Below are 20,919 nucleotides of genomic sequence, written 5' to 3' on the forward strand. Positions count from 1 at the left end.
ACTCTAGACCGGCTCAGGCCGCCGCCACCGTCTTGTCCACGGCATAGGGCGCAAAGGCGTCGTCCACATCGGTGTGGTTGACGTGGTTGGCATAGTTGCTGACCGTCTTCACGGCCATCGCGAGGATGATCTCCAGAACGTGAATGTCCGAATAGCCTGCGGCCTTGAACGCCTCGGCCTGCGCCTTCGTCGGCAGCCCGCGCGTCTCCCACATGTGATGGGTGAACCTGCGCAGCGCCTCCAGCTTGTCATCGTCGAGCGGCTTGCCGTCGCGCAGCGCCTGCGTGTGCGCCTCGCCGAGCTTGGAGACGTTCACCGCCAGCATCGAATGCGCCGCCGTGCAATAGTCGCAGCCATTGGCCAGCGAGATGGTGAGGAACACGACCTCCTGCTCCGGCGGGGTGAAATTGCCCTGCTCGCGGAAATGCGCATAGCCGTGCAGATAGGTGCTCAGCAGCCCCGGATTGATCGCCATGCCGCGATACATGTTGGGCACGAATCCCAGCTTGGCGCGCGCGCCCTCCAGCAATTCCTTCGCCAGGCCCCCGGCCTGATCGTCGCTCACAGGGGCGGTGGTGATCTTGAATTCGGCAGTCATGTGACCCTCCTTTGATTACGGTCGCAGCATAGCTAATCAGCGACCGCGCGCCATGTAACCGGCCCGGCGGTCACCAGATCGTGAGGCCGGTGTTCTGGCGCAGACATACCTGTGCGGGAATGCGCGGCCGCACCGGCGCTGCGCGCTCCCGGGCTTCTTCCTGGGTCAAATACTCCGGGGGTGTGGGGGCAGCGCCCCCACCCGGGACGGCCGCGGCTCAGACCTTTTCCTGCGTGTGCCGCCGCAATTCCGCCCGCGCCACCTGCCGCCGGTGCACCGCGTCCGGCCCGTCGGCCAGGCGCAGCGTGCGCAGATGCGTCCACATCGCCGACAGCGGCACATCCTGGCTGATGCCCTGCGCGCCGAACATCTGCACCGCCTCGTCGACGACCTTCAGCGCCACGCGCGGCGCCACCACCTTGATCTGGTGAATCCATGGTGCTGCGGCGCGCGCATCGCCCTGATCCATCATCCACGCGGCCTTGAGGCACAACAGCCGCGCCTGCTCGATCTCCATCCGGCACTCGGCGATGATGTCGTGATTCGCGCCCAGTTGCGCCAACGGCTTGCCGAACGCCTCGCGCGACAGGCTGCGGCGGCACATCATTTCCAGCGCCGCCTCGGCCATGCCGATGGCGCGCATGCAGTGATGGATGCGCCCCGGCCCCAGCCGGCCCTGCGCGATCTCGAAGCCGCGCCCCTCGCCCAGCAGGATGTTTTCCGCCGGCACCCGCACGCCTGAGAACCGGATGTGCATGTGCCCGTGCGGCGCGTCGTCATGGCCGTAGACCTGCATCGCGCGCAGCACCTCGATACCGGGGCTGTCGGCGGGCACCACGATCATCGAATGGCGCTGATGCTTCGGCAGGTCGTCGCCGCCGGTGCGTACCATCACGATATAGACGGCACAGCGTGGATCGCCCGCGCCCGTGGCCCACCACTTCTCGCCGTCGAGCACGTATTCGTCGCCCTCGCGCACGCAGGACATGGCGATGTTGGTCGCGTCAGAGCTTGCCACCTCCGGCTCGGTCATCAGGTAGGCCGAGCGGATCTCGCCCGCCATCAGCGGTTTCAGCCACCGCGCCTGCATGTCGGCGCTGCCATAGCGGTGAAACACCTCCATGTTGCCGGTGTCGGGCGCGTTGCAATTGAACACCTCCGGCGCCAGCGGGCTGCGGCCCATGATCTCGGCAAACCAGGCATAGTCCACGGTCCGCAGCCCGGCCCCGCCGTCTTCGGTCAGCCACAGGTTCCACAGCCCCTCGGCCCGCGCCCGCGCCTTCAGACCTTCGAGGATCTCCACCTGCCGCGGGCTCAGCGCCCAGCGGTCGCCACGCGCCACCTCGGCGTGAAACTCCGCCTCGCTAGGGGCGATCTCGTCGCGCACCATCGCCGCCACCTGTTCGAGACGCCCCTGCAACTCGGGCCGCAAACCCAGATCCATCCCGCTCTCCCCTGTCGCCAGATCCTGCCCGGCAGACTGCGCGCCAACGCGCACGGGTTACAAGCCCCGAATCGATCCGCTCATCCCCCGGTGGCCGAGGCCGCCAGCGCATCGCGGTCGATGCGGTAATGCCTGTAGAGATCGCCGATGGTGCCGGTCTGCCCGAAATGCTCCACCCCGTGGGAAATCACCCGGTGCCCGGCCACCGCCCCCAGCCAGGCCAGCGTCGCCGGGTGACCGTCGATCGCCGTCACCAGCGTGCAGTGCCGCGGCAACGGGGCCAGCAGCCGCTCGGCATGGCTCACCGCGTCCGCGTTGCCGCGGGCGCGCTCGCGCTGCGCCGCCGTCCAGCCCGCGTTGAGCCGGTCCGCCGAGGTCACTGCCAGCACGCCGACGTCGCGCCGCGTGCCGCCCGCCAGCCCCGCCGCCGCGATGGCCTCGTCGGCCACCGCGCCCTGATAGGCGATCACCACCTCGCAATTCGGCCCCGGCGGCCGCAGCCAGTAGGCCCCGTCGATGGCGCCCTGCCGGAATGCGTCATCGGCGCGCTTGCCCGGCTGTTCCAGCGGCTTGGTGCTCAGCCGCAGGTAGACCGAGCCGCCGGTCTCGTCGCGCAGCCATGTGCGCTCGTCCACGCCGCCTCCCCTGTCGCCCTCGCCATCGCGCTGCAAATAGTCGAACGCCCATTCCAGGATCACCGCCAGCTCGTCGGCAAATGCGGGCTCGAAGCTCGCCAGCCCGTCCTGCGCCATGCCCGTCAGGGGCGTGCCCACCGATTGATGCGCGCCGCCCTCGGGGGCCAGCGTCACCCCCGATGGCGTGCCCGCCACGATGAACCGCGCATCCTGGTAGCAGGCGTAATTGAGCGCATCGAGCCCGCGATGCACGAACGGATCATAGACCGTGCCGATGGGGATCAGCCGCCGGCCCCACAGGCTGTGCGCCAGCCCCGCCGCCCCCAGGAGCAGAAAGAGGTTCATCTCCGCGATACCCAGCTCAAGGTGCTGCCCCTCGGGCGAGAAATTCCACTTCGCGGTCGAGGGGATGCGATGCTCGATAAAGGCATCGCGCTGCTCGGTCCGCGAAAACAGCTTGCGCCGGTTGACCCACGGCCCCAGCCCGGTGGTGCCGGTCACGTCCGGCGAGGTGGTCAGGATGCGCGCCGCCAGCGCGCTGTCGCCCCGCGCCAGCCCGTCGAGCATCTTGCCGAACGCCATCTGCGTCGAGATTTCGCGGTCCGTCACCGCCGCGACGGCGGGCACCGCCAGCCGGTCGTCGCCGTACCGCCGCGCGCCCCCGGCAAAGAACGGCACAGCGTCGAGATAGGCGCGCAGGCTGTCCGCATCCCCGACCCCGGCAAGCGGCTCCCATTCCTGCCCCTCGGGGATGCCCATATGCGTCTGCCATTCGGCCATCTGCGCGCGGGTCATCAGCCCGCCATGGTTATCCTTGTGGCCCGCGATGGGTGTGCCCCAGCCCTTGATCGTGTAGGCGAGGAAACAGGTCGGGCGGTCGTGGTCGATGCCCGCGAAAGTCTCCGCCATGGTCGCCACGCAATTGCCGCCGAGGTTCTCCATCAGGTCGGCCAGTTCGCGATCGCTCCGCCGCTCGATGAGCGCGGTCACCTCGCCCTGATCGCCGAGGTCGTCCATCAGCCGCTGCCGCCAGACCGCGCCGCCCATATAGGTCAGCGCCGAATACTCCGCGTTGGGGCAGGCGTCGATCCAGTCGCGCAGCGCAGCACCCCCCGGCTCGGCAAAGGCCGCCCGTTGCAGCGCGCCGTATTTCACCCGCACCACATCCCAGCCGAAGGCGTCGAAAATCTTCTCGATCCGCTCGAACAGACGCTCGCGCACGATCCCGTCCAGCGATTGGCGGTTGTAGTCGATGATCCACCAGCAATTGCGCAGATCGTTTTTCCAGCCCTCCTGCAACGCCTCGTAGACATTGCCCTCGTCCAGCTCCGCATCGCCCACCAGCGCCACCATGCGCCCCAGCGGCACATCGGCACCCCAGTCCTTGGCGGCGATGTAGTCCTGCACCAGCGCGGCAAAACTCGTGATCGCCACGCCCAGACCCACCGACCCGGTAGAGAAATCGACGTCGTCCACGTCCTTGGTGCGGCTTGGATAGCTCTGCACGCCGCCATAGCCACGAAACGCCTCCATCCGCGCGCGGTCGAGATTGCCCATCAGGTATTGCATCGCGTGAAACACCGGCGAGGCGTGCGGCTTCACGGCCACCCGGTCCTCGGGACGCAGCGCCGAGAAATAGAGCGCCGTCATGATCGACACCATCGACGCCGAACTCGCCTGATGCCCGCCGGTCTTGATCCCGTCCACCTTGGGCCGGACGTGGTTGGCGTGGTGGATCATCCAGTGCGACAGCCACAGCAGCCGCTGCTCGATGGTCCTGAGGTGGTTATCGGTCTCTCTATCGGTCATGGCGCGCCCCATCGCTCTGTTTTCACTGATCCGCGAACGGAATCGGCGTGATCCGCGCCGGCACCGTGCCATCCTCCAGCACGGCCGTCAGCCCCTCGGCTCCCGCCGCCAGATCGGCCCGCACAATCCCGACACCGATGGTCCGCCCAAAGCGCCGGGAAAAGGCGAACTCGCACACCCGACCGACGGTCTCACGCCCCATCGCCAGCGGCACCGGGTGGCCCGGCGGCACCGGGCGGCCATCGAGGATCAGCCCCACACGCCGGCGCGCCGGGCCCTGCGCCGCGATCCGCTCCAATGCGGCGCGACCGACGAAATCGTGCCCCGCCCCGAGATCGACCAGCGCACCCAGCCCCATCTCGAACGGGTCCGCCCGCGCACCCTGCCAGCGCATGTCGGCCCCGTAGGAAATCAGCCCGCTTTCCAGCCGCTCGATATCGTTGGGCGCCCCGGGGCCGATCCCGTAGGGCGCGCCCGCCTCGGCCACCATCTCCCACAGCTCGCCACCGCGCGCGCCGTCCCTGAGATACAGCTCGAACCCGCCCTGCTTGGACCAGCCCGACCGCGCGAGGATCAGCGGGATGCCGCGCAACACGGTTTCCTCAAAGCCGAAATACCGCATGTCCCGCACCCGCGAACCAAACAGCGCCTCGGCCACCAACACCGCCTTCGGCCCCTGGATCGCCAGCGGCGACACGTCCGGCTCACTCACCGCCACGTCCCAGCGTCGCTCGCGCCCGATGGCCGCCGCCCACAGGTGGATGTCGCTGTCGGCGACCGACAGCCAATACCGGTCCTCGGCCAGCTTCAGCAGCACCGGGTCGTTGATCAGCCACCCCTCGTGATCGCAGAGCGGCACGTAACGGCCCTGCCCGATCCGCGTCGCGGTCAGGTCGCGCGGCGTCAGGTACTGCGCCAGCCGCCCGGCATCCGGCCCGGTCAGCTCCACCTGCCGCTGCGCCGCCACGTCCCACATCGCCACCCCGGTCATCAGCCGGTCATACTCGACCTCGGGATCACCGAAATGGCCGGGGATCAGCATGTGATTGTAGACCGAGAACCCCCGCACCCCGCTTCGAACGGTGGCATCGAAGAACGGCGATTTGCGCAGGTTCGGGCCGATGGAAATCTGGAATGGCATCAGCGTGCTTTCGTGCAGGACATATCAGGCGGTGTCGCGGAGCACGGTACGGCTCAGCGCCCCGTCCAGATCGTCGAGGATATCGGCGACATCCTCAAGCCCGACCGACAGCCGGATCAGCCCGTCGCCGATTCCGTGCGCGGCGCGCTCCTCGGGGCTGTAGGTCGAATGCGTCATCGACGCCGGATGCTGGATCAGCGTCTCGGCATCGCCCAGCGACACGGCGCGCGCGATCATCCGCAACCCGTTCATCATCCGCCGCCCGGCCTCCAGCCCGCCCTTCAGTTCGAAGGCGATCATCGCGCCGGGCAGCGCCATCTGCCGGCAGGCCAGCGCGTGTTGGCCAAAGCTCTCCAGCCCCGGATACTGCACGGCCGCCACCTCCGGGTGCCCCTCCAGCCACGCGGCCACCGTCTGCGCGCTTGCGCAATGCCGCTCCATTCTCAGGCTCAGCGTCTTGAGCCCGCGCATCACCAGCATCGCGTTGAACGGGGCCATCACCGCGCCGGTCATGTCCTTCATGCCCACCAGCCGGATCTCGCCTATCGCCTCGGCACGGCCCACGACCAGCCCCGCCACCAGGTCACCATGCCCGCCCAGGTACTTGGTCGCCGAATGCACCACCAGATCGGCCCCCAGCGCGATGGGGCGCGTCAGGTAAGGGGTGGCATAGGTGTTGTCCACCACCACCTGCGCGCCGTGCCCGTGGGCGATGGCCGCCACCGCCTCGATATCCACCAGCCGCATGTTGGGGTTGGCGGGCGTCTCGAAATAGACCACGCGGGTGCGATCCGACATCGCCGCGCGCAGGGTCTCGGGCTCGGTCATGTCCACGTGGGTCACCGTGATGCCGAACTTGCGCAGCCCGTGATGCATGAACGCAAACGTGCAGCCATAGAGCGTCTCGTCCACGATCACCTCGTCGCCGGGCGCCAGCAGCGTCCACAGCACGGCGGTGATCGCGCCCATCCCCGAGGCCAGCGCCAGCCCCGCCTCGGCCCCCTCGAGCGACGCCGCGCGACGCTCCAGCAGGTCGAGCGTGGGGTTCGAGATGCGGCTGTAGACGTGGCCCGCGCGCTCGCCGGCGAATATCTCGCCCCCCGCCTCTGCCGTGTCGAAGGCAAAGGTCGATGTCAGGTGCAGCGGCGGCGTCAGCGCGCCCTCGTGGTCGAGCGGGTCATAGCCGAGATGGATGGCGCGAGTGGCGAAACCTTGGGAATTGCTCATGTCTGATCTCCTGTTTTGTGGCAGGATATCGCAAAACATCCGCGCATATATTGCGCTTTTGACCCTGATGAGCCATCATTTTGGCATTACCTGCCAGAAAGAGGCTCCAGAATGGACGACAAGGACCGCCAGATCATCCGGGCCCTGCAACGCGACGGGCGCATGTCGAACCAGGACCTCGCGGCGCAAGTCCACCTTTCGCCCTCGCCCTGCCTGCGCCGGGTGCGCAACCTCGAAAAGGCGGGGGTGATCCGCGGTTACGCCGCGCGGGTGGACGCGCGTGCCTACGGGCTGCCGATCACCGCCTTCGTGCGCATCCGGTTGGAGCGGCACGACGAGACCACGGTACAGACCTTCGAGCGCGCCGTGGCGGGGATGGAAGAGGTGCTCGAATGCCACGTCATGACCGGGCAGACCGATTACCAGCTTCGCGTCGCGACAGCCTCGCTCGACGCCTACGAGGCGTTCATCCGCGCCCGGCTCCAGCGGATCGGCGGCATCGGCTCGATCGACACCAGCTTCGCCTACGGTGTCGTCAAGGACAGCCCGGTGTTCCCGGCGGGCTGAGGAACGCCGCCGCCCGCCCCCGTGTCATCCGCGCGGCACACCGCCACGCCGGCCGGATCTGTCCTGACGGGAGCGATTGGCGCGGTCCCCGACGACAACGATCCATGCCGTCGCCGTCGCTGCGCCAACGGCGGGCCATCGCCCGGACGGTGGTGGCCAAGCGCGTATCGCGCGGGCGGGCGATCGACCGGATTGGCCTGTTCCCGCCATTCGCCTCCCTGGCCCCGGCGCGGAATCAAGGCCGAAGGCCGCCGCCCCCTCCGCGACAACTCCCCCCACAGGCGGCACCGTCCGCACACCTGCGCCCGGATCGCGGTCCTCGCACCCGGGCGCGCCAGAGCCAGACCGGACGCGTATCGTCAGGGGGCCAACACCAGGTCTTTCGTCTCGAGAGAGCGGAAAATCTCTTTCTGTCCGACCACGGATTGACCCTCGACCGGACCCGGCAATCTGATGGCGCAGACGTCGCCACGCTTGCAAGGTGCTTTGGGAGATGTGCGGCTCACGGGTCATCCTTCCCCTTGCAGTGGGGAGAGTAAGCCCTTGATTTTATTAGGATTTGGTGCGGTCGAGAAGACTCGAACTTCCACGGGTGTTACCCCACAGCGACCTCAACGCTGCGCGTCTACCAATTCCGCCACGACCGCACGTGCCTGGTAGGCTGCGGGGCGTATACGCAATGCGCAAATGGTTGTGAAGGGGCAAATCGCATCGCCCCTCCGGTTTTTGCGCCCCGCACCAAAGACCCGCGCCGTCGGGCGTCAGTCCACGTCGAAGGTGGGCAGCGTCGAGGCGGGCTGCACGTCGCCGCCCTGCACGCCCGCCCCGAACACGGCCTTGCGCAGCAGCGCGTTGCGCCCCGAATCGCCGGGGGCAAAGACCGGCTCGGCGCCGTTCTCCACCGCCTCGACCGCCGCGGCGAACCACTCCTTGGCCAGTTCGGGGCGGCGCGCGGTGCCGAAGCCCTCGTTGAGGTGATGGCCCATCAGCTCGGAATAGGCGTCCTCGCCCAGCGCCGCCAGAAGCAGGCCGGACCCGAGCGCCACGTTCATGTTGTCGATGCGATACCCCACCGACAGGCAGATACGCGCCGTCCCGCCAAGCTGCGCGGGCGATTGCCCGGTCTCGCGCACGAATCCGCGCACCCCGTCGAGCACCTTTTGCCGGCCGTCGAGCGACAGCGCCGCGACGTGCTCGCGCATCGCCGGGCCAAAAGCGCGGCACTGCTCCTCGAGTTTTTCGGGCGAGATCCCCTTGAGCGAGGCGGCCATGCTCTCGCCCTCGGCGATGGCATAGGTCCGCGCGATGCAGAACTGCTCGTTGAGCGCGAACCGCGCGTCCTGCATCGAGGCGGCGGTGACAAAGCCGCCGTTCGAGCTGGTCACGAGGCTGACCTGGTTGCAATGCGACGCCAGCGACGGGCCGTCCCCGCCCGAGGCCATCAGGTTGGGCAGCGCCGAGCCGCCCGAGGCCGACGCCGATGCCGATTGCGTCTGCCCCTGCGTCTGCTGTTGTGAAGCCGAGGCCGTCGTCCCGCCCTGCCCCTGTCCCTGCTGGCGCTGGATACCCAGCGCCTCGTCACGATAGGCATGCAAAAGGCCGCGCGTGCCCTGCCCGCGCTGCGCGACGAGCTGCGCGGTGGCCGCACCGCCCGACTGCGCCCGGTAATAGGACGAGATCAGGAACTGACGCTCGTAATCCTGCAGGTGCCCCGTGGCGGGATAGCCCATATGCGCCTGGAACTGCGCCACCGCGTTGCGCGTGTTGCGCCCGCGGATGCCGTCCGGCGTGCCCGCCGGAAAGCCGAAATAGTTGAGCGCGGTCTGATTTTCGCGGACCTGCTGGCTGGAGACGGAGGGCGCGCGATACACCCGTCTTGTCGTCGTCGACCGCTTGCGCTCGCGCGCCTTGGCGCTCTCGTTGACGATGATGCCGCTCACCGCGCCGCCGACCAGCCCGCCGACCAGCCCGTCGGCGAAATCCGCCGCCGCCCGCGTCCCGGGCACGACCGCGACGCTCGCCATCAGCGCCGCCATGACAAATGCCTTTGAACCCATCTCGCATCTCCCTCATACAGGTGTCTCGATACTTCCACGATAATAGCACAACTCTCGCCGCTCGGGCTGCCCGAGTCACGCCTGGATATGCGTTTTCCCCCGCGCGCAGGGACAAAACACCCACATGCGGCAGGATTTTCGCCCGCCGCGGGGCCCGTCGCGGCCCCGTCAGGGGGCCGCGCGAATCAGGCCCGCGCACCGCGCCCGCGCCGCCACCGCCGGATCAGCACGAGCCCCGCCGCCGCCAGAAACGCGACCACGGCAAACCCGGCCCAGCCGGTCCCGTCCATCACCATCCGGTGCGCGATGCGCCCCGGCGCGAGGGTGAACATCCCCGCCACCGCCAGCGCCAGGCTCAGTTGCGTCATCGACGCGCGATGCCCGCGCACATCCCCCCGGATCGCCGCCCGCACGCCGACGACCAGCCCCGCCAGCGTCGCCACCGACAGCGCGTGGATCGGGCTGAACGGGCCGACCACGCCGAACTCGGTGATGGCGAAGGAACTGAGCGCCGCCACCGCCATGCCCAGCACCCAGGCATAGCCCGCCACCCGGTGCAGCCGGTCGCGCCGCCGCCGCCACAACGCGACCGGGGTCAACACCACGGCCAGCATGGCCGCCGCCACATGCACCTGTATCGCCGGCGGCGCGTTGAAAAGCGGATCGAAACTTGTCATGTCACACCTCGTGTCGGTTGCCTGTCTCGGGTCTGGCACGGGGCTGACATGACAGGCCGCGCCGGGGCGAGGGCCGATGCGCGAAACCGGGGGAGAGATGCGTGAACCAAAGGCTGCTGCACTCCGCGAAGCGTGAACTGCAGGCGATTCTCGCCAGCCGCCCGACGCTGGTCGCCCTCCTCGCGGCGGGGGTGGTGGCGGGGCTCGCAGGGCCGTTCGGCACGGTGGATATCCTGCCGCTCCTGCCAAGGCTGGCCTACTGGCTGGTGGTCTGCGCGCTGACCTACGTGACCGGCGCGGTGCTGGTGAGCCTCGCCCTCGCGCGGATGACGTCGCGCGGCTGGTCGCGCTGGACGGCGGCGGTCGCGGCGGCGATCCCCGCCGGGCTGGCGATCGCCGCGCTGGTCTCGCTGGTCAACCTCGTCGTCTTTGGCCCGCCCGTGCCCGCCGATCTCGCCGCCCTCGCCCTCAACGGCACCGCCATCGCGCTGGTCATCACCCTCGCGCAGATGCTCGCGCGCGGGGCCGACACACCCGCCGCGCCGGACACGCCCGCCCCGCCGCCGATCCTTTCCCGGCTGCCGCTCGACCGGCGCGGGGCGCTGGTCGCGCTCTCGGTGCAGGATCACTATACCGAGGTCGCCACCACCGGCGGCCGCGCCCTTGTGCTGATGCGCCTCGGCGACGCCATCGCCGAGACCGCCCCCACCCCCGGCATACAGGTCCACCGCTCGCACTGGATCGCCACCGATCAGGTGCGCGCGGCCCGCCGCGAGGGCGCGCGTGCGGTCTTGACGATGTCGGACGGACAGGACATTCCGGTAAGCCGGTCGCGCGTGGCGGCTGTCAGGGAGGCCGGGCTCCTGCCCGGACAGGCACATGGTTGAGTGGATCACCTCCGACCGTCCGGTTCCCTACCCCGAGGCGCTGGCCCGGATGGAGGCACGCGCCGACGCCATCGCGCGCGGCGAGGCGGCGGAGGCGATCTGGCTGCTCGAACATCCCCCCCTCTACACCGCCGGCACCTCCGCGCGCCCCGCCGACCTCGTGGACCCGGACCGCTTTCCGGTCTATGAGGCCCGGCGCGGCGGGCAGTATACCTATCACGGCCCCGGCCAGCGCGTCGCCTACGTGATGCTCGACGTGGGCCGCCGCGGTCGCGATGTCCGCCGCTTCGTCGCCCAGCTCGAATCCTGGGTGATCGCCACGCTGGCGGAATTCAACGTCACCGGCGAAATTCGCGAGGGCCGCGTCGGCGTCTGGGTGGTGCGCCACGACAGGCCGCTCACCGCCGCGGGCACACCCCCCGAGGACAAGATCGCCGCCATCGGCATCCGCCTGCGCAAGTGGATCAGCTTTCACGGCATCTCGATCAATGTCGAGCCCGACCTCGGGCATTTCTCCGGCATCGTGCCCTGCGGCATCTCCGGGCATGGCGTCACCAGCCTCGTCGATCTCGGCCTGCCGGTGACGATGGACGATCTCGACGCGGCGCTCATGCGCAGCTTCGAGACCGCCTTTCCCCCGGCCTGACGCAATGCGACGAATTGACGTTTGCATGACCACGCGGTGGGGGTATGGTCGGCCTCGGAGACGCAACCCAACCGAGAGGTAGCCATGAAATCCGTTCTCACCGCATCCGCCGCGCTCGCCCTGCTCGCCCTGCCCGCCTTCGCCGAGGGCGACGCCGCCAAGGGCGAGAAGGAATTCAACAAGTGCAAGGCCTGCCACATGATCGCCGATGGCGACGAGACCATCGTCCGCGGCGGACGCGTCGGCCCCAACCTTCACGGTGTGATCGGCCGGGTGATGGGCAGCGTCGAGGATTACCGCTATTCCGACGGGTTCGAGGCCAAGGCCGAGGCGGGCGAGGTCTGGACCGAGGAAAACCTTGCCGAATACGTCAAGGACCCGAGCGAATTCCTCGGCGACCGCTCCAAGATGACGTTCAAGCTGCGCAAGGGCGGCGAGGACGTGGCCGCCTACCTCGCCACCTTCTCCGAGTAACCCGCCCCGCCGGACCAACAGAATCGAGGCCGCGCGTCCCCCGCGCGGCCTTTTCACATCTGCCCCGTCGCCCGTCATCCCCGCACAAGGCGATGCCGGGCGTCACGGGACTGACCGGCGCGGCAGGAGATTTTGGCCTATACCTGCCATTCGCCTCTCTGGTCCCGGCGCGGAATCAAGGGCGAAGCCCGCCGCGCCATCGCATGTCCGCCCCGTCGCACCGGAGGTGCGCCGATACAGTCGGCACGCCTTTGGCGTGACGGACAGGCGATTTGGCCAAGCCAGCGCGCCGATTAAATCGTTTGCGGGAAAGCGGACATAAAGTGCACTGAAGAACCATCAGGTCGCCTGCCCGCGGACATGCGATGGCGCGGCTCACTCGAACGACCCCTCCAGACCAACAGCCCGGATACCTGCACCCGCGTGCCCCTTCCCCAGCCCCGTGCCGCCTGCTAACAGCGCTCATGCTCAGCTATCAGCACCATTACCATGCCGGCAATCCGGCCGATGTCCACAAGCACGCGGCGCTGGCGTGGATGCTTGCCTATCTCACCGCCAAACCCAAGCCGCTCAGCTATATCGAGACCCATGCCGGGCGCGGGCTCTACGACCTCGCAGACGCGGCGGCGCTGCGCACCGGCGAGGCGGCACAGGGTATCGGCAGGATGGAATCGGCCCTGTCCGCCGATCACCCCTACCGCCTGCGCCTCGACGCGACGCGCGCCGCCCACGGTGCCACCGCCTATCCCGGCTCGCCGCTCATCGCCGCGCTGTCGCTGCGGCCCGGCGACAGCCTCCACCTCGCCGAGATGCACCCCGGCGAACACGCCCGCCTGTGCGAGACGCTCGGCCCCCATGGCGCGCATATCCGCCGCGAGGACGGGTTCGGAATGGCCCGTGCACTCTGCCCGCCCACGCCCCGGCGCGGGCTGCTGCTGTGCGACCCGAGCTACGAGGTAAAGGCCGATTACGACCGCATTCCCGGGCACTTCGCCCGGATCAACCGGGTCTGGAATGTCGGCACCCTCGTGCTGTGGTACCCGATCCTCGGCAGCGGGGCGCATGCCGCCATGCTCGACACGCTCGCCCGCGCCTTTCCCGGTGCGCTCCGCCACGAGATCCGCTTTCCGCCGGTGCGCGCGGGCCACCGCATGACCGGCTCGGGGCTCTTCGTGGTCAACCCGCCCTATGGCCTCGCAGAGCAAACCGCGCGCCTCTCGCATGCCTTCGCCGCACCGGGCTGACCTCGGATCACACCACACGCCGGCGCGGCACCATCCACGCCGCGTCCGCCCCCAACCGCAACAGGGTGCGACAAAATTCTTTGATCTGCATCAAATTCGCACATTGCCCGCCCGCGCCCGAGGCTCTAGAACCAAGGGAATAACGGAGACGTGAGGCCGAGGGGCCCGTGTCGCCCGCGGCATTGTCAACAGGAGGCACCCAATGGCAGACGCAGCCATTCACGGCCACGAGCACGAGGATCAGCGTGGCTTCTTCACCCGCTGGTTCATGTCCACCAACCACAAGGATATCGGCATCCTCTACCTGGTCACCTCGGCGTTCGTCGGGCTGATCTCGGTCTTGTTCACCGTCTACATGCGGATGGAACTGATGGAGCCGGGCGTACAGTACATGTGCCTCGAAGGCGCACGGTTCATCGCAACCGACACCGCGAGTTGCACGCCCAACGGCCACCTGTGGAACGTGATGATCACCTATCACGGCGTGCTGATGATGTTCTTCGTGGTGATCCCGGCGCTGTTCGGCGGCTTCGGCAACTACTTCATGCCGCTGCAGATCGGCGCGCCGGACATGGCGTTCCCGCGGATGAACAACCTCAGCTTCTGGCTCTATGTCGCGGGCACCTCGCTGGGCGTCGCCTCGCTGCTGGCACCGGGCGGCAACGGTCAGCTTGGCTCGGGCGTGGGCTGGGTGCTCTACCCGCCGCTCTCGGTCAACGAAACCGGCATGTCGATGGACCTCGCGATCTTCGCGGTGCACGTCTCGGGGGCCTCCTCGATCCTCGGCGCGATCAACATGATCACCACCTTCCTCAACATGCGCGCGCCCGGCATGACCCTCTTCAAGGTGCCGCTCTTTTCGTGGTCGATCTTCGTCACCGCGTGGCTGATCCTTCTCAGCCTGCCGGTGCTGGCGGGGGCCATCACGATGCTGCTCACCGACCGCAATTTCGGCACCACCTTCTTTGACCCCGCAGGCGGCGGCGATCCGATCCTCTATCAGCATATCCTGTGGTTCTTCGGTCACCCCGAGGTCTACATCATCATCCTGCCCGGCTTCGGTATCATCAGCCACGTGATCGCCACCTTCTCGCGCAAGCCGGTGTTCGGCTACCTGCCGATGGTCTGGGCGCTGATCGCGATCGGCTTTCTGGGCTTCATCGTCTGGGCGCACCACATGTACACCGTGGGGATGTCGCTGACACAGCAGAGCTACTTCATGCTCGCCACGATGGTCATCGCGGTGCCGACAGGGGTCAAGGTGTTCAGTTGGATCGCCACCATGTGGGGCGGCTCGGTGGAGTTCAAGACACCGATGCTCTGGGCGTTCGGCTTCCTGTTCCTGTTCACGGTGGGCGGCGTTACCGGCATCGTGCTCAGCCAGGCGGCGGTGGACCGCGCCTATCACGACACCTATTATGTCGTGGCCCACTTCCACTACGTGATGAGCCTCGGCGCGGTGTTCGCGATCTTCGCCGGCATCTACTTCTACTTCCCCAAGATGACCGGGCGGATGTTGCCCGAATGGGCCGGCAAGCTGCACTTCTGGGCGATGTTCATCGGTGCCAACCTGACCTTCTTCCCGCAGCACTTCCTCGGGCGTCAGGGCATGCCGCGCCGCTATATCGACTACCCCGAGGCGTTCGCGGTCTGGAACTGGTGGTCCTCGATCGGGGCGTTCATCTCCTTCGCGTCGTTCATCTTCTTCTTCGGGCTGGTGTTCTACACGTTGCTGCGCGGGGCGCGCATCACCCAGGCCAACCCGTGGAACGAATACGCCGACACGCTGGAATGGACCCTGCCCTCGCCACCGCCGGAGCACACCTTCGAGCAGCTCCCCAAGCGCGAGGACTGGGACAGGCAGCCGGCGCACTGACCCCCGGCTGACAGGACATGCAAAGGCCCCGGGGCGCGCACCCCCGGGGCCTTTTGCGTTTCGGCGGCAGGGCGGAGATGGGTCTGTAGGGTATTTGGGCAATTGGAGATGAACCGCGAGAGCGCCTGACCGCCGGGTGGGCACGTTCCAGCCGCGCATCGAAGGGCCGCGGCGCGGCGATCCCACGGTGGTTCTGCCGTGCTTTATGGCTGCCGAATCCGAGAAGGGCCCGAGCGGTGCGCAGGTTGCAGCCATATCGCCGTGCCGGGGGGCGGGTCATGCTGAAAGCATGCCTCCGGCATGACCGATGCGCGGCGGCGCGTGAACGCGCCTCGATTCCGCGCATTGGCACCAGGCCCCGACCGTCCCCTCCAGACCAAATCCTGCCCGGCCCCTGCCGCACTGCTCCCTCCATGCGTCGGTTTCCCCCATTCCCCGCATCTTCCCGCCATGCTACCCAACCGGCACGCAAGGACAGGGACCGCCCGCATGAGCCACGAAATCCGACTCGCCTTCGAGCATCCCTCCGCCCGCGCCTCGGCCACCGCCCCCGATGGCCCGCTCGATCGCATTTCCGTGCGCGACCATATCGTCGAGGTCGAGATCGGCGCCTTCCAGGCCGAGCGCGGCACCACCCAGCGCATCTGCTTCAACGTGGTGGTCGAGGTGCGCCCGGTGACCGGCGCGCTCGAAGACGATGTCGATCGCATCCTCTCCTACGACCGCGTCACCGAGGCGATCGAGGCGGCGCTCGCCGAAGAGCGCCTCAACCTGCTCGAAACCCTCGCCGAACGCATCGCCGAGCGCATCCTGTGGGAGCCGCAGGCGGTGCGCTGCTTCGTCCGCATCGAAAAGCTTGATCGCGGCCCCGGCGCGCTCGGGGTCGAGATCGTGCGCTCGATGGACGATCTGCCCACCCGTGCCCCCGCCGCCCCCGACACCGCGCCGCACCCGCATGTGGTGTTCCTCACCAACCCGGCCATCGCCTCGCCCAACCTTGCCCGCTGGCTCGACCAGCTTCAGGCGCGGGCAGAGCCGGTGATCCTCTGCGTCGGGGCTCCCGACGCAGCCGCGCCAGAGACCGGCCACCGCATGACCCAGCGCCGCGTCGATCTGCTGGCACTGGAACAGAACGCCTGGGTGCTCGCCGGGCGCGATGACCGCTGCGTCGTCACCGCCACCCGGACCGAGCTTGACTGGGCGATGAAGCACGGCCAGATCAGCGTCTGGGCGCCGTCCAAGATCGTGCTCGACGCGGTGGACGGTCCCGCGTCCACGACCCATGATCCGGTGGATCTCGCGGCGTGGTTCGCCGGCCATATCGAGGCGTCGGACCTGCTGCTCATCGGCGCGACCCCGCCCTCCGCGTGCCGCGTGCCGGTGCTGATCCAGGACATCGCCCGCTCCGGCCTCTAGATGACCCATTACCGTCCCGTCGCCCGCACCGATGCCCTCCGCCCCGACGACGCGCTGCCGCTCGCGGGCGGCTGGTGCTGGTTCGACACCGTCGAGGTGCTCGAACGCGGTGCGCCCCCCCGCCTGATGCCCGCACGCGATCTGCCCGGCGGCATGGCCGCGCGCCTGACCGCGCCGCGCCCGCCAATCGCCGGTATGGCGATGGACGCGCCGCGCGTCATGGGCATCCTCAACGTCACCCCCGACAGCTTCTCCGACGGCGGGCAGCATTTCGACCCGCGCGAAGCGCTCGCCCATGCCCGCGCCATGACCGGCGCGGGGGCCGACATCCTCGACGTGGGCGGCGAATCCACCCGCCCCGGGGCCGCGACCGTCCCCCTCGACGACGAGATCGCCCGCACCGCGCCGGTGATCGCCGCTATCCGCGCCGAAATCCCGGTGCCGATCTCCATCGACACCCGCAAGACGCCGGTGGCCGACGAGGCGATCCGCGCGGGTGCCAACCTCATCAACGACGTGTCGGGCTTCACCTTCGACGCCGCGCTCGCCCCGTTCGCCTCCGAACACGCCCTGCCGGTCTGCATCATGCACGCTAGGGGCACCCCCGAGACGATGCAGCGCGACCCGCGCTACGACGATGTACTGCTCGATGTCTATGACTGGCTTTCTGCCCGCGTCGAGGCGCTGACCGCCCTCGGCATCCCGCGCGGGCGCATCGCCGTCGATCCCGGCATCGGCTTCGGCAAGACGCGGGCGCACAATCTGCGCCTGCTGCAGGGCATCTCGCTGTTCCACGGGCTCGGCTGCCCGGTCCTGCTCGGCGCCTCGCGCAAACGCTTCATCGGCGACCTGACAGGCACGCCCGTCGCCGCCGACCGCGTGCCCGGCTCGCTCGCCGTGGCGGTGATGGCCGCCGGGCAGGGCGTGCAGATCCTCCGCGTCCACGACGTGGCCGAGACGCGCGCCGCGCTCACCTTGTGGGAGGCGGTTCGCGCTTGCTGAATCCCGATCCCGGGGCCGGAATCATCCCCGGAATCGCGTCAAACCTTGCCGAAACCCTGCATCACCGCGCGGTTATCCCCGCGAACCGTGCGGTTCGCGCGCCGAACCTTCAGGTTGGCCGCCCAGCGAACAGCCGCCGCAGGGCACCCCATTGGCTGATCGCCACGCCTGCGAGGATCATCGCCATCGCCAGGAACAGCCGCGGCGGCACCGCCTCGGCAAGGATCGCGGCCCCGAGGATCACCGACCAAACCGGCACCATGTAGTTGACAAGGCCGAAGAATCCCGGCCCCGCCTCGCGCGTGACCTGCACCAGCAGCAGTTGCGCCACCCCCGTGGGCAGGATGCCGAGATAGATAAGCGCGAAAAACCCCTTCGCACTCAATGCGTTGGGAATGCCCTCGACGATCAGCGCCACCGGCACGATCATCCCCGCCGCCAGCGTCATCACCGCCGCCGCCAGCGCCAGCAGGTGCACGGGCGGGCACAGCCGCGTCAGGATCGAGCCGGTCGCATAGCACATCGCCGCCCCGAGGCACGCCAGTCTTGCTAATGATTCCAAATCCTTGCCGGTCGAAGCGAAGGCATCCGCCCCGATCAGCACCACCACCCCGAATGTGCCCAGCACGAACCCCCCCAGTCGTCGGAGGTTCATCGCCTCGCCCGGCACAAAGACATGCGCCAGCGGCAGGATCAAGAGCGGCACCGCCGCCATGCACACCCCGGCGAATCCCGAGGCCACCGATTGCTGTGCCCAGCCCAGCAAGGAGAATGGAATAACGTTTGAAAACAACGCCATGCAGAGCGCAAAGCCCCACACCCTGCGCCCCGGCCCCGGTGCCGTGGGCGGCAGGCGCAGCCCCCGTATCCGCAGCAGCGACAGCAGGAACACCGCCCCCAGCGTGATCCTCACAGCGGCCACGGTGAACGGCCCCACATCCCGCAGCGCCACCGAGATGAAGGTAAAGGACGCCCCCCAGATCAGACCCAACGCCCCGATCCTCAGCCAGTTGACCGGTGCGATGTCCTGCAAGGGGGGCCTCCAGGGTCTGGAAAGGGCGCCCGGCCAAGGCACCCTTTCCCTTTTACTTCAACGGGTTCAGTTCTTTTCCTGATCCACGAGCTTGCCGGCGCTGATCCACGGCATCATGCCGCGCAGCTTGGCGCCCACCTCCTCGATCTGATGCGCGTCGTTCATCCGGCGCGTGCCCTTGAAGAAGGGTTGGCCAACCGAATTTTCCTGCATGAAATCACGGACAAAGGCACCACTTTGAATGTCGTGGAGGATCTTCTTCATTTCCGCCTTGGTGCGGTCATAGGGCAGCACCCGCGGCCCGCTGACATACTCGCCATACTCCGCGGTGTTGGAGATCGAGTAGTTCATGTTGGCGATGCCACCCTCGTAGATCAGATCGACGATCAGCTTCACTTCGTGCAGGCACTCAAAGTAAGCCATTTCAGGGGCATAGCCCGCCTCGACGAGGGTTTCAAAGCCCATGCGGATGAGCTCCACCAGCCCGCCACAGAGCACCGCCTGCTCGCCGAAGAGGTCGGTTTCGCATTCCTCCCGGAACGAGGTCTCGATAATCCCCGAGCGCCCGCCGCCGATGGCCGAACAGTAGGAAAGCCCCAATTCCAATGCCTTGCCGGACGCATCGGTATCGACCGCCACGAGGCAGGGCACGCCGCCGCCCTTGACATATTCGCCGCGCACCGTGTGACCGGGGCCCTTGGGCGCCATCATGATGACGTCCACGCCTTCCTTGGCATCGATCAGCCCGAAATGGATGTTGAGCCCATGAGCAAACGCGATCGCCGCGCCCGGCTTGATGTTATCATGCACATATTTGCGATAGGTTTCGCCCTGCAATTCGTCGGGCATGGTGAACATCATCAGGTCGCACCACGCCGCCGCCTCGGCGATGTCCATGACCCTGAGCCCCTCCGCCTCGGCCTTTTTGGCCGATTTGGACCCCTCGCGGAGCGCGACGACAAGGTTTTTCGCACCGGAATCCCGCAGGTTAAGTGCATGGGCGTGGCCCTGGCTGCCATAGCCGAGGATGGCGACCTTCTTGTCCTTGATGAGGTTGATATCGCAATCGCGATCGTAATAGACGCGCATGGCGGTCTCCTTCTGTCTGGATTGATGATCGAAGCCTAGACTCACACGTCGGAAATGGCGCTTGGTATTTTCCGTGTATTGACGAGATTTTTCGAGTATTCATTCGCAAGATGAAAATTTATGGATGAATCATGCTCGACGATATCGACCGTCGCCTCCTGCGTCAGTATCAGCACGCCCCGCATCTCGGCCCGGCAGAGCTGGCCGAGCGCACGGGCCTCACCCCCGCCACCTGCGCGCGGCGCCTCGACCGGCTGCGCGGCAATGGCATCATCCGCGCCAACCGCGCGGTGATCGACTGGCGCGCGCTTGGCTACGAGGTCGAGGTGAGCCTGCGCGTCTCGCTCGACAAGACCCATCCCCGCGCCTTCGACGAGTTCGCCGCCGAGGCGAGGAACGTGCCCGAAGTCATTGAAATTCAGACATTTCTTGGCCGCGTCGATCTCCGTCTTTCGGTCATCGCGCGCGACATGGCGCACTACCAGCAGCTATACCGCAGCGCCATTCTCACCCTGCCGCACATCGCCGATATCGAGGCGCTGATGCATGTGGCGCGCATCAAGTCCGACGACGGATTGCCGCTGTGATCGCGCTCGACACCACCGACCGCCGCATCCTGCGGCTTCTGGCCGGGGATGCCACGCTGTCGGCAAGCGCCATCGGCCGCCGCCTCGGCCTGTCGCAGCCTGCCGCGTGGCGGCGCATCCGCAAGCTGCGCGACAGCGGTGCAATCAGGGGCCAACGCCTTGATCTCGATCATGAAAAGCTTGGCTTTGGCGTCACCGTCTTTCTCGGGGTCAAGCTCGCCACCAAGGGCCGTGTCAGCCTCGACGATTTCGAGCGCGCCGTTACCGCCATCCCCGAGGTGCAGACGGTCGAGCACATCCTCGGCCTCTACGACTACCGCCTGCGCGTGGTCGCCCGCGACATCGCCGATTTCGAGCGCGTGCTGCGGCGGCGGATCATGACGCTGCCGGGCCTCGGCAATGTCGAGGCCAACGTGCTGCTGAGCGAAGAGCGCCGCCCCGGGCCCATCGGCTGAGGCGCGGCTCTGGACATCGTGCGGCGCGCGCTGCATCGTGCCGCCGAAACAGCAG

The 20,919-nt window shown here is 67.9% G+C and carries 19 protein-coding genes and 1 tRNA gene; 10 read left to right on the top strand and 10 right to left on the bottom strand.

Annotated features, from left to right (window positions below; genetic code table 11):
* Window positions 1-13: 13 nt before the first annotated feature.
* The 5 genes from ACFFU4_RS05945 to ACFFU4_RS05965 all read right to left on the bottom strand — a co-directional run bounded on the left by ACFFU4_RS05945 (window position 14) and on the right by ACFFU4_RS05965 (window position 6,854).
* Complete coding sequence (locus ACFFU4_RS05945; protein ID WP_377068061.1) at window positions 14-598, bottom strand: carboxymuconolactone decarboxylase family protein; 585 nt, start codon at window positions 596-598, stop codon at window positions 14-16.
* 217 nt (window positions 599-815) lie between these two features.
* The gene (locus tag ACFFU4_RS05950; RefSeq protein ID WP_377068063.1) at window positions 816-2,042 is read right to left on the bottom strand and encodes an acyl-CoA dehydrogenase family protein; all 1,227 of its coding nucleotides are present in this window, start codon (window positions 2,040-2,042) and stop codon (window positions 816-818) included.
* 80 nt (window positions 2,043-2,122) lie between these two features.
* Window positions 2,123-4,486 (bottom strand): thiamine pyrophosphate-binding protein, encoded by a 2,364-nt coding sequence (locus ACFFU4_RS05955; RefSeq protein WP_377068065.1) that lies wholly within the window; start codon window positions 4,484-4,486, stop codon window positions 2,123-2,125.
* A 22-nt stretch (window positions 4,487-4,508) separates the two neighbouring features.
* Entirely contained in the window at window positions 4,509-5,627 is a 1,119-nt protein-coding gene (locus tag ACFFU4_RS05960) for a glycine cleavage T C-terminal barrel domain-containing protein (protein ID WP_377068067.1), read from the bottom strand.
* A gap of 24 nt (window positions 5,628-5,651) precedes the next feature.
* Window positions 5,652-6,854 (bottom strand): methionine gamma-lyase, encoded by a 1,203-nt coding sequence (locus ACFFU4_RS05965; RefSeq protein ID WP_377068069.1) that lies wholly within the window; start codon window positions 6,852-6,854, stop codon window positions 5,652-5,654.
* Between the two features lie 111 nt (window positions 6,855-6,965).
* Here ACFFU4_RS05965 and ACFFU4_RS05970 point away from each other — a divergent pair, with 111 nt between their 5' ends.
* Window positions 6,966-7,421, top strand: coding sequence for an Lrp/AsnC family transcriptional regulator (locus tag ACFFU4_RS05970; RefSeq protein ID WP_377068071.1), 456 nt, complete (start codon window positions 6,966-6,968; stop codon window positions 7,419-7,421).
* A 560-nt stretch (window positions 7,422-7,981) separates the two neighbouring features.
* Here the strand turns inward: ACFFU4_RS05970 and ACFFU4_RS05975 are convergent.
* The 3 genes from ACFFU4_RS05975 to ACFFU4_RS05985 all read right to left on the bottom strand — a co-directional run bounded on the left by ACFFU4_RS05975 (window position 7,982) and on the right by ACFFU4_RS05985 (window position 10,155).
* A tRNA-Leu gene (locus ACFFU4_RS05975) sits at window positions 7,982-8,068 on the bottom strand.
* 114 nt (window positions 8,069-8,182) lie between these two features.
* Entirely contained in the window at window positions 8,183-9,478 is a 1,296-nt protein-coding gene (locus ACFFU4_RS05980; protein WP_377068073.1) for a peptidoglycan-binding domain-containing protein, read from the bottom strand.
* Between the two features lie 185 nt (window positions 9,479-9,663).
* On the bottom strand, window positions 9,664-10,155 hold the full coding sequence (locus ACFFU4_RS05985; protein WP_377068075.1) for a DUF2306 domain-containing protein: 492 nt from the start codon (window positions 10,153-10,155) through the stop codon (window positions 9,664-9,666).
* A 101-nt stretch (window positions 10,156-10,256) separates the two neighbouring features.
* Here ACFFU4_RS05985 and ACFFU4_RS05990 point away from each other — a divergent pair, with 101 nt between their 5' ends.
* From ACFFU4_RS05990 to folP, 7 genes are all read left to right on the top strand, one after another.
* Window positions 10,257-11,042 (top strand): LytTR family DNA-binding domain-containing protein, encoded by a 786-nt coding sequence (locus ACFFU4_RS05990; RefSeq protein WP_377068077.1) that lies wholly within the window; start codon window positions 10,257-10,259, stop codon window positions 11,040-11,042.
* Window positions 11,035-11,688: a lipoyl(octanoyl) transferase LipB gene (lipB, locus tag ACFFU4_RS05995; protein ID WP_377068079.1), complete on the top strand. Its 654-nt coding sequence runs from the start codon at window positions 11,035-11,037 to the stop codon at window positions 11,686-11,688. Before ACFFU4_RS05990 ends, lipB begins: the two co-directional genes overlap by 8 nt.
* 84 nt (window positions 11,689-11,772) lie before the next feature.
* Window positions 11,773-12,162 (top strand): c-type cytochrome, encoded by a 390-nt coding sequence (locus tag ACFFU4_RS06000; RefSeq protein WP_377068081.1) that lies wholly within the window; start codon window positions 11,773-11,775, stop codon window positions 12,160-12,162.
* 464 nt (window positions 12,163-12,626) lie between these two features.
* Window positions 12,627-13,406 (top strand): 23S rRNA (adenine(2030)-N(6))-methyltransferase RlmJ, encoded by a 780-nt coding sequence (gene rlmJ / locus ACFFU4_RS06005; protein ID WP_377068083.1) that lies wholly within the window; start codon window positions 12,627-12,629, stop codon window positions 13,404-13,406.
* Between the two features lie 202 nt (window positions 13,407-13,608).
* Window positions 13,609-15,282 carry a cytochrome c oxidase subunit I gene (gene ctaD, locus ACFFU4_RS06010; protein ID WP_377068085.1) on the top strand — a complete coding sequence of 558 codons (1,674 nt, stop codon included), beginning with the start codon at window positions 13,609-13,611 and terminating at the stop codon, window positions 15,280-15,282.
* Between the two features lie 489 nt (window positions 15,283-15,771).
* Window positions 15,772-16,698, top strand: a complete 927-nt coding sequence (locus ACFFU4_RS06015) for a dihydroneopterin aldolase (protein ID WP_377068087.1) — start codon at window positions 15,772-15,774, stop codon at window positions 16,696-16,698.
* A complete protein-coding gene (folP, locus tag ACFFU4_RS06020) occupies window positions 16,699-17,700 on the top strand; it encodes a dihydropteroate synthase (protein WP_377068089.1) in 1,002 nt (333 codons plus the stop codon).
* Window positions 17,701-17,809: 109 nt separating this feature from the next.
* On the opposite strand, the gene ACFFU4_RS06025 is transcribed toward folP, so the two are convergent.
* Together ACFFU4_RS06025 and ilvC are read right to left on the bottom strand one after the other, a co-directional pair.
* The gene (locus ACFFU4_RS06025; RefSeq protein WP_377068091.1) at window positions 17,810-18,733 is read right to left on the bottom strand and encodes a DMT family transporter; all 924 of its coding nucleotides are present in this window, start codon (window positions 18,731-18,733) and stop codon (window positions 17,810-17,812) included.
* A gap of 66 nt (window positions 18,734-18,799) precedes the next feature.
* On the bottom strand, window positions 18,800-19,867 hold the full coding sequence (gene ilvC / locus ACFFU4_RS06030) for a ketol-acid reductoisomerase (RefSeq protein ID WP_377068093.1): 1,068 nt from the start codon (window positions 19,865-19,867) through the stop codon (window positions 18,800-18,802).
* 86 nt (window positions 19,868-19,953) lie between these two features.
* Here ilvC and ACFFU4_RS06035 point away from each other — a divergent pair, with 86 nt between their 5' ends.
* Both ACFFU4_RS06035 and ACFFU4_RS06040 read left to right on the top strand, forming a co-directional pair.
* Complete coding sequence (locus tag ACFFU4_RS06035) at window positions 19,954-20,409, top strand: Lrp/AsnC family transcriptional regulator (protein ID WP_377068095.1); 456 nt, start codon at window positions 19,954-19,956, stop codon at window positions 20,407-20,409.
* On the top strand, window positions 20,406-20,864 hold the full coding sequence (locus ACFFU4_RS06040) for an Lrp/AsnC family transcriptional regulator (protein WP_377068097.1): 459 nt from the start codon (window positions 20,406-20,408) through the stop codon (window positions 20,862-20,864). Before ACFFU4_RS06035 ends, ACFFU4_RS06040 begins: the two co-directional genes overlap by 4 nt.
* The last annotated feature ends 55 nt before the right edge of the window (window positions 20,865-20,919 follow it).

It is taken from the genome of Roseovarius ramblicola, assembly GCF_042430665.1.
In the GTDB taxonomy this organism is placed as follows: domain Bacteria; phylum Pseudomonadota; class Alphaproteobacteria; order Rhodobacterales; family Rhodobacteraceae; genus Roseovarius; species Roseovarius ramblicola.

What these genes read in the sequence shown, in the direction of transcription:
- ACFFU4_RS06035 (WP_377068095.1), top strand. Translation starts at nt 19,954, where the DNA reads ATGCTCGACGATATCGACCGTCGCCTCCTGCGTCAGTATCAGCACGCC.
- ACFFU4_RS05960 (WP_377068067.1), bottom strand. Translation starts at nt 5,627, where the DNA reads ATGCCATTCCAGATTTCCATCGGCCCGAACCTGCGCAAATCGCCGTTC.
- lipB (WP_377068079.1), top strand. Translation starts at nt 11,035, where the DNA reads ATGGTTGAGTGGATCACCTCCGACCGTCCGGTTCCCTACCCCGAGGCG.
- ACFFU4_RS05945 (WP_377068061.1), bottom strand. Translation starts at nt 598, where the DNA reads ATGACTGCCGAATTCAAGATCACCACCGCCCCTGTGAGCGACGATCAG.
- ACFFU4_RS05965 (WP_377068069.1), bottom strand. Translation starts at nt 6,854, where the DNA reads ATGAGCAATTCCCAAGGTTTCGCCACTCGCGCCATCCATCTCGGCTAT.
- ACFFU4_RS06015 (WP_377068087.1), top strand. Translation starts at nt 15,772, where the DNA reads ATGAGCCACGAAATCCGACTCGCCTTCGAGCATCCCTCCGCCCGCGCC.
- ctaD (WP_377068085.1), top strand. Translation starts at nt 13,609, where the DNA reads ATGGCAGACGCAGCCATTCACGGCCACGAGCACGAGGATCAGCGTGGC.
- ACFFU4_RS05955 (WP_377068065.1), bottom strand. Translation starts at nt 4,486, where the DNA reads ATGACCGATAGAGAGACCGATAACCACCTCAGGACCATCGAGCAGCGG.
- rlmJ (WP_377068083.1), top strand. Translation starts at nt 12,627, where the DNA reads ATGCTCAGCTATCAGCACCATTACCATGCCGGCAATCCGGCCGATGTC.
- ACFFU4_RS06000 (WP_377068081.1), top strand. Translation starts at nt 11,773, where the DNA reads ATGAAATCCGTTCTCACCGCATCCGCCGCGCTCGCCCTGCTCGCCCTG.
- ACFFU4_RS05950 (WP_377068063.1), bottom strand. Translation starts at nt 2,042, where the DNA reads ATGGATCTGGGTTTGCGGCCCGAGTTGCAGGGGCGTCTCGAACAGGTG.
- ACFFU4_RS05985 (WP_377068075.1), bottom strand. Translation starts at nt 10,155, where the DNA reads ATGACAAGTTTCGATCCGCTTTTCAACGCGCCGCCGGCGATACAGGTG.
- folP (WP_377068089.1), top strand. Translation starts at nt 16,699, where the DNA reads ATGACCCATTACCGTCCCGTCGCCCGCACCGATGCCCTCCGCCCCGAC.
- ACFFU4_RS05980 (WP_377068073.1), bottom strand. Translation starts at nt 9,478, where the DNA reads ATGGGTTCAAAGGCATTTGTCATGGCGGCGCTGATGGCGAGCGTCGCG.
- ACFFU4_RS05970 (WP_377068071.1), top strand. Translation starts at nt 6,966, where the DNA reads ATGGACGACAAGGACCGCCAGATCATCCGGGCCCTGCAACGCGACGGG.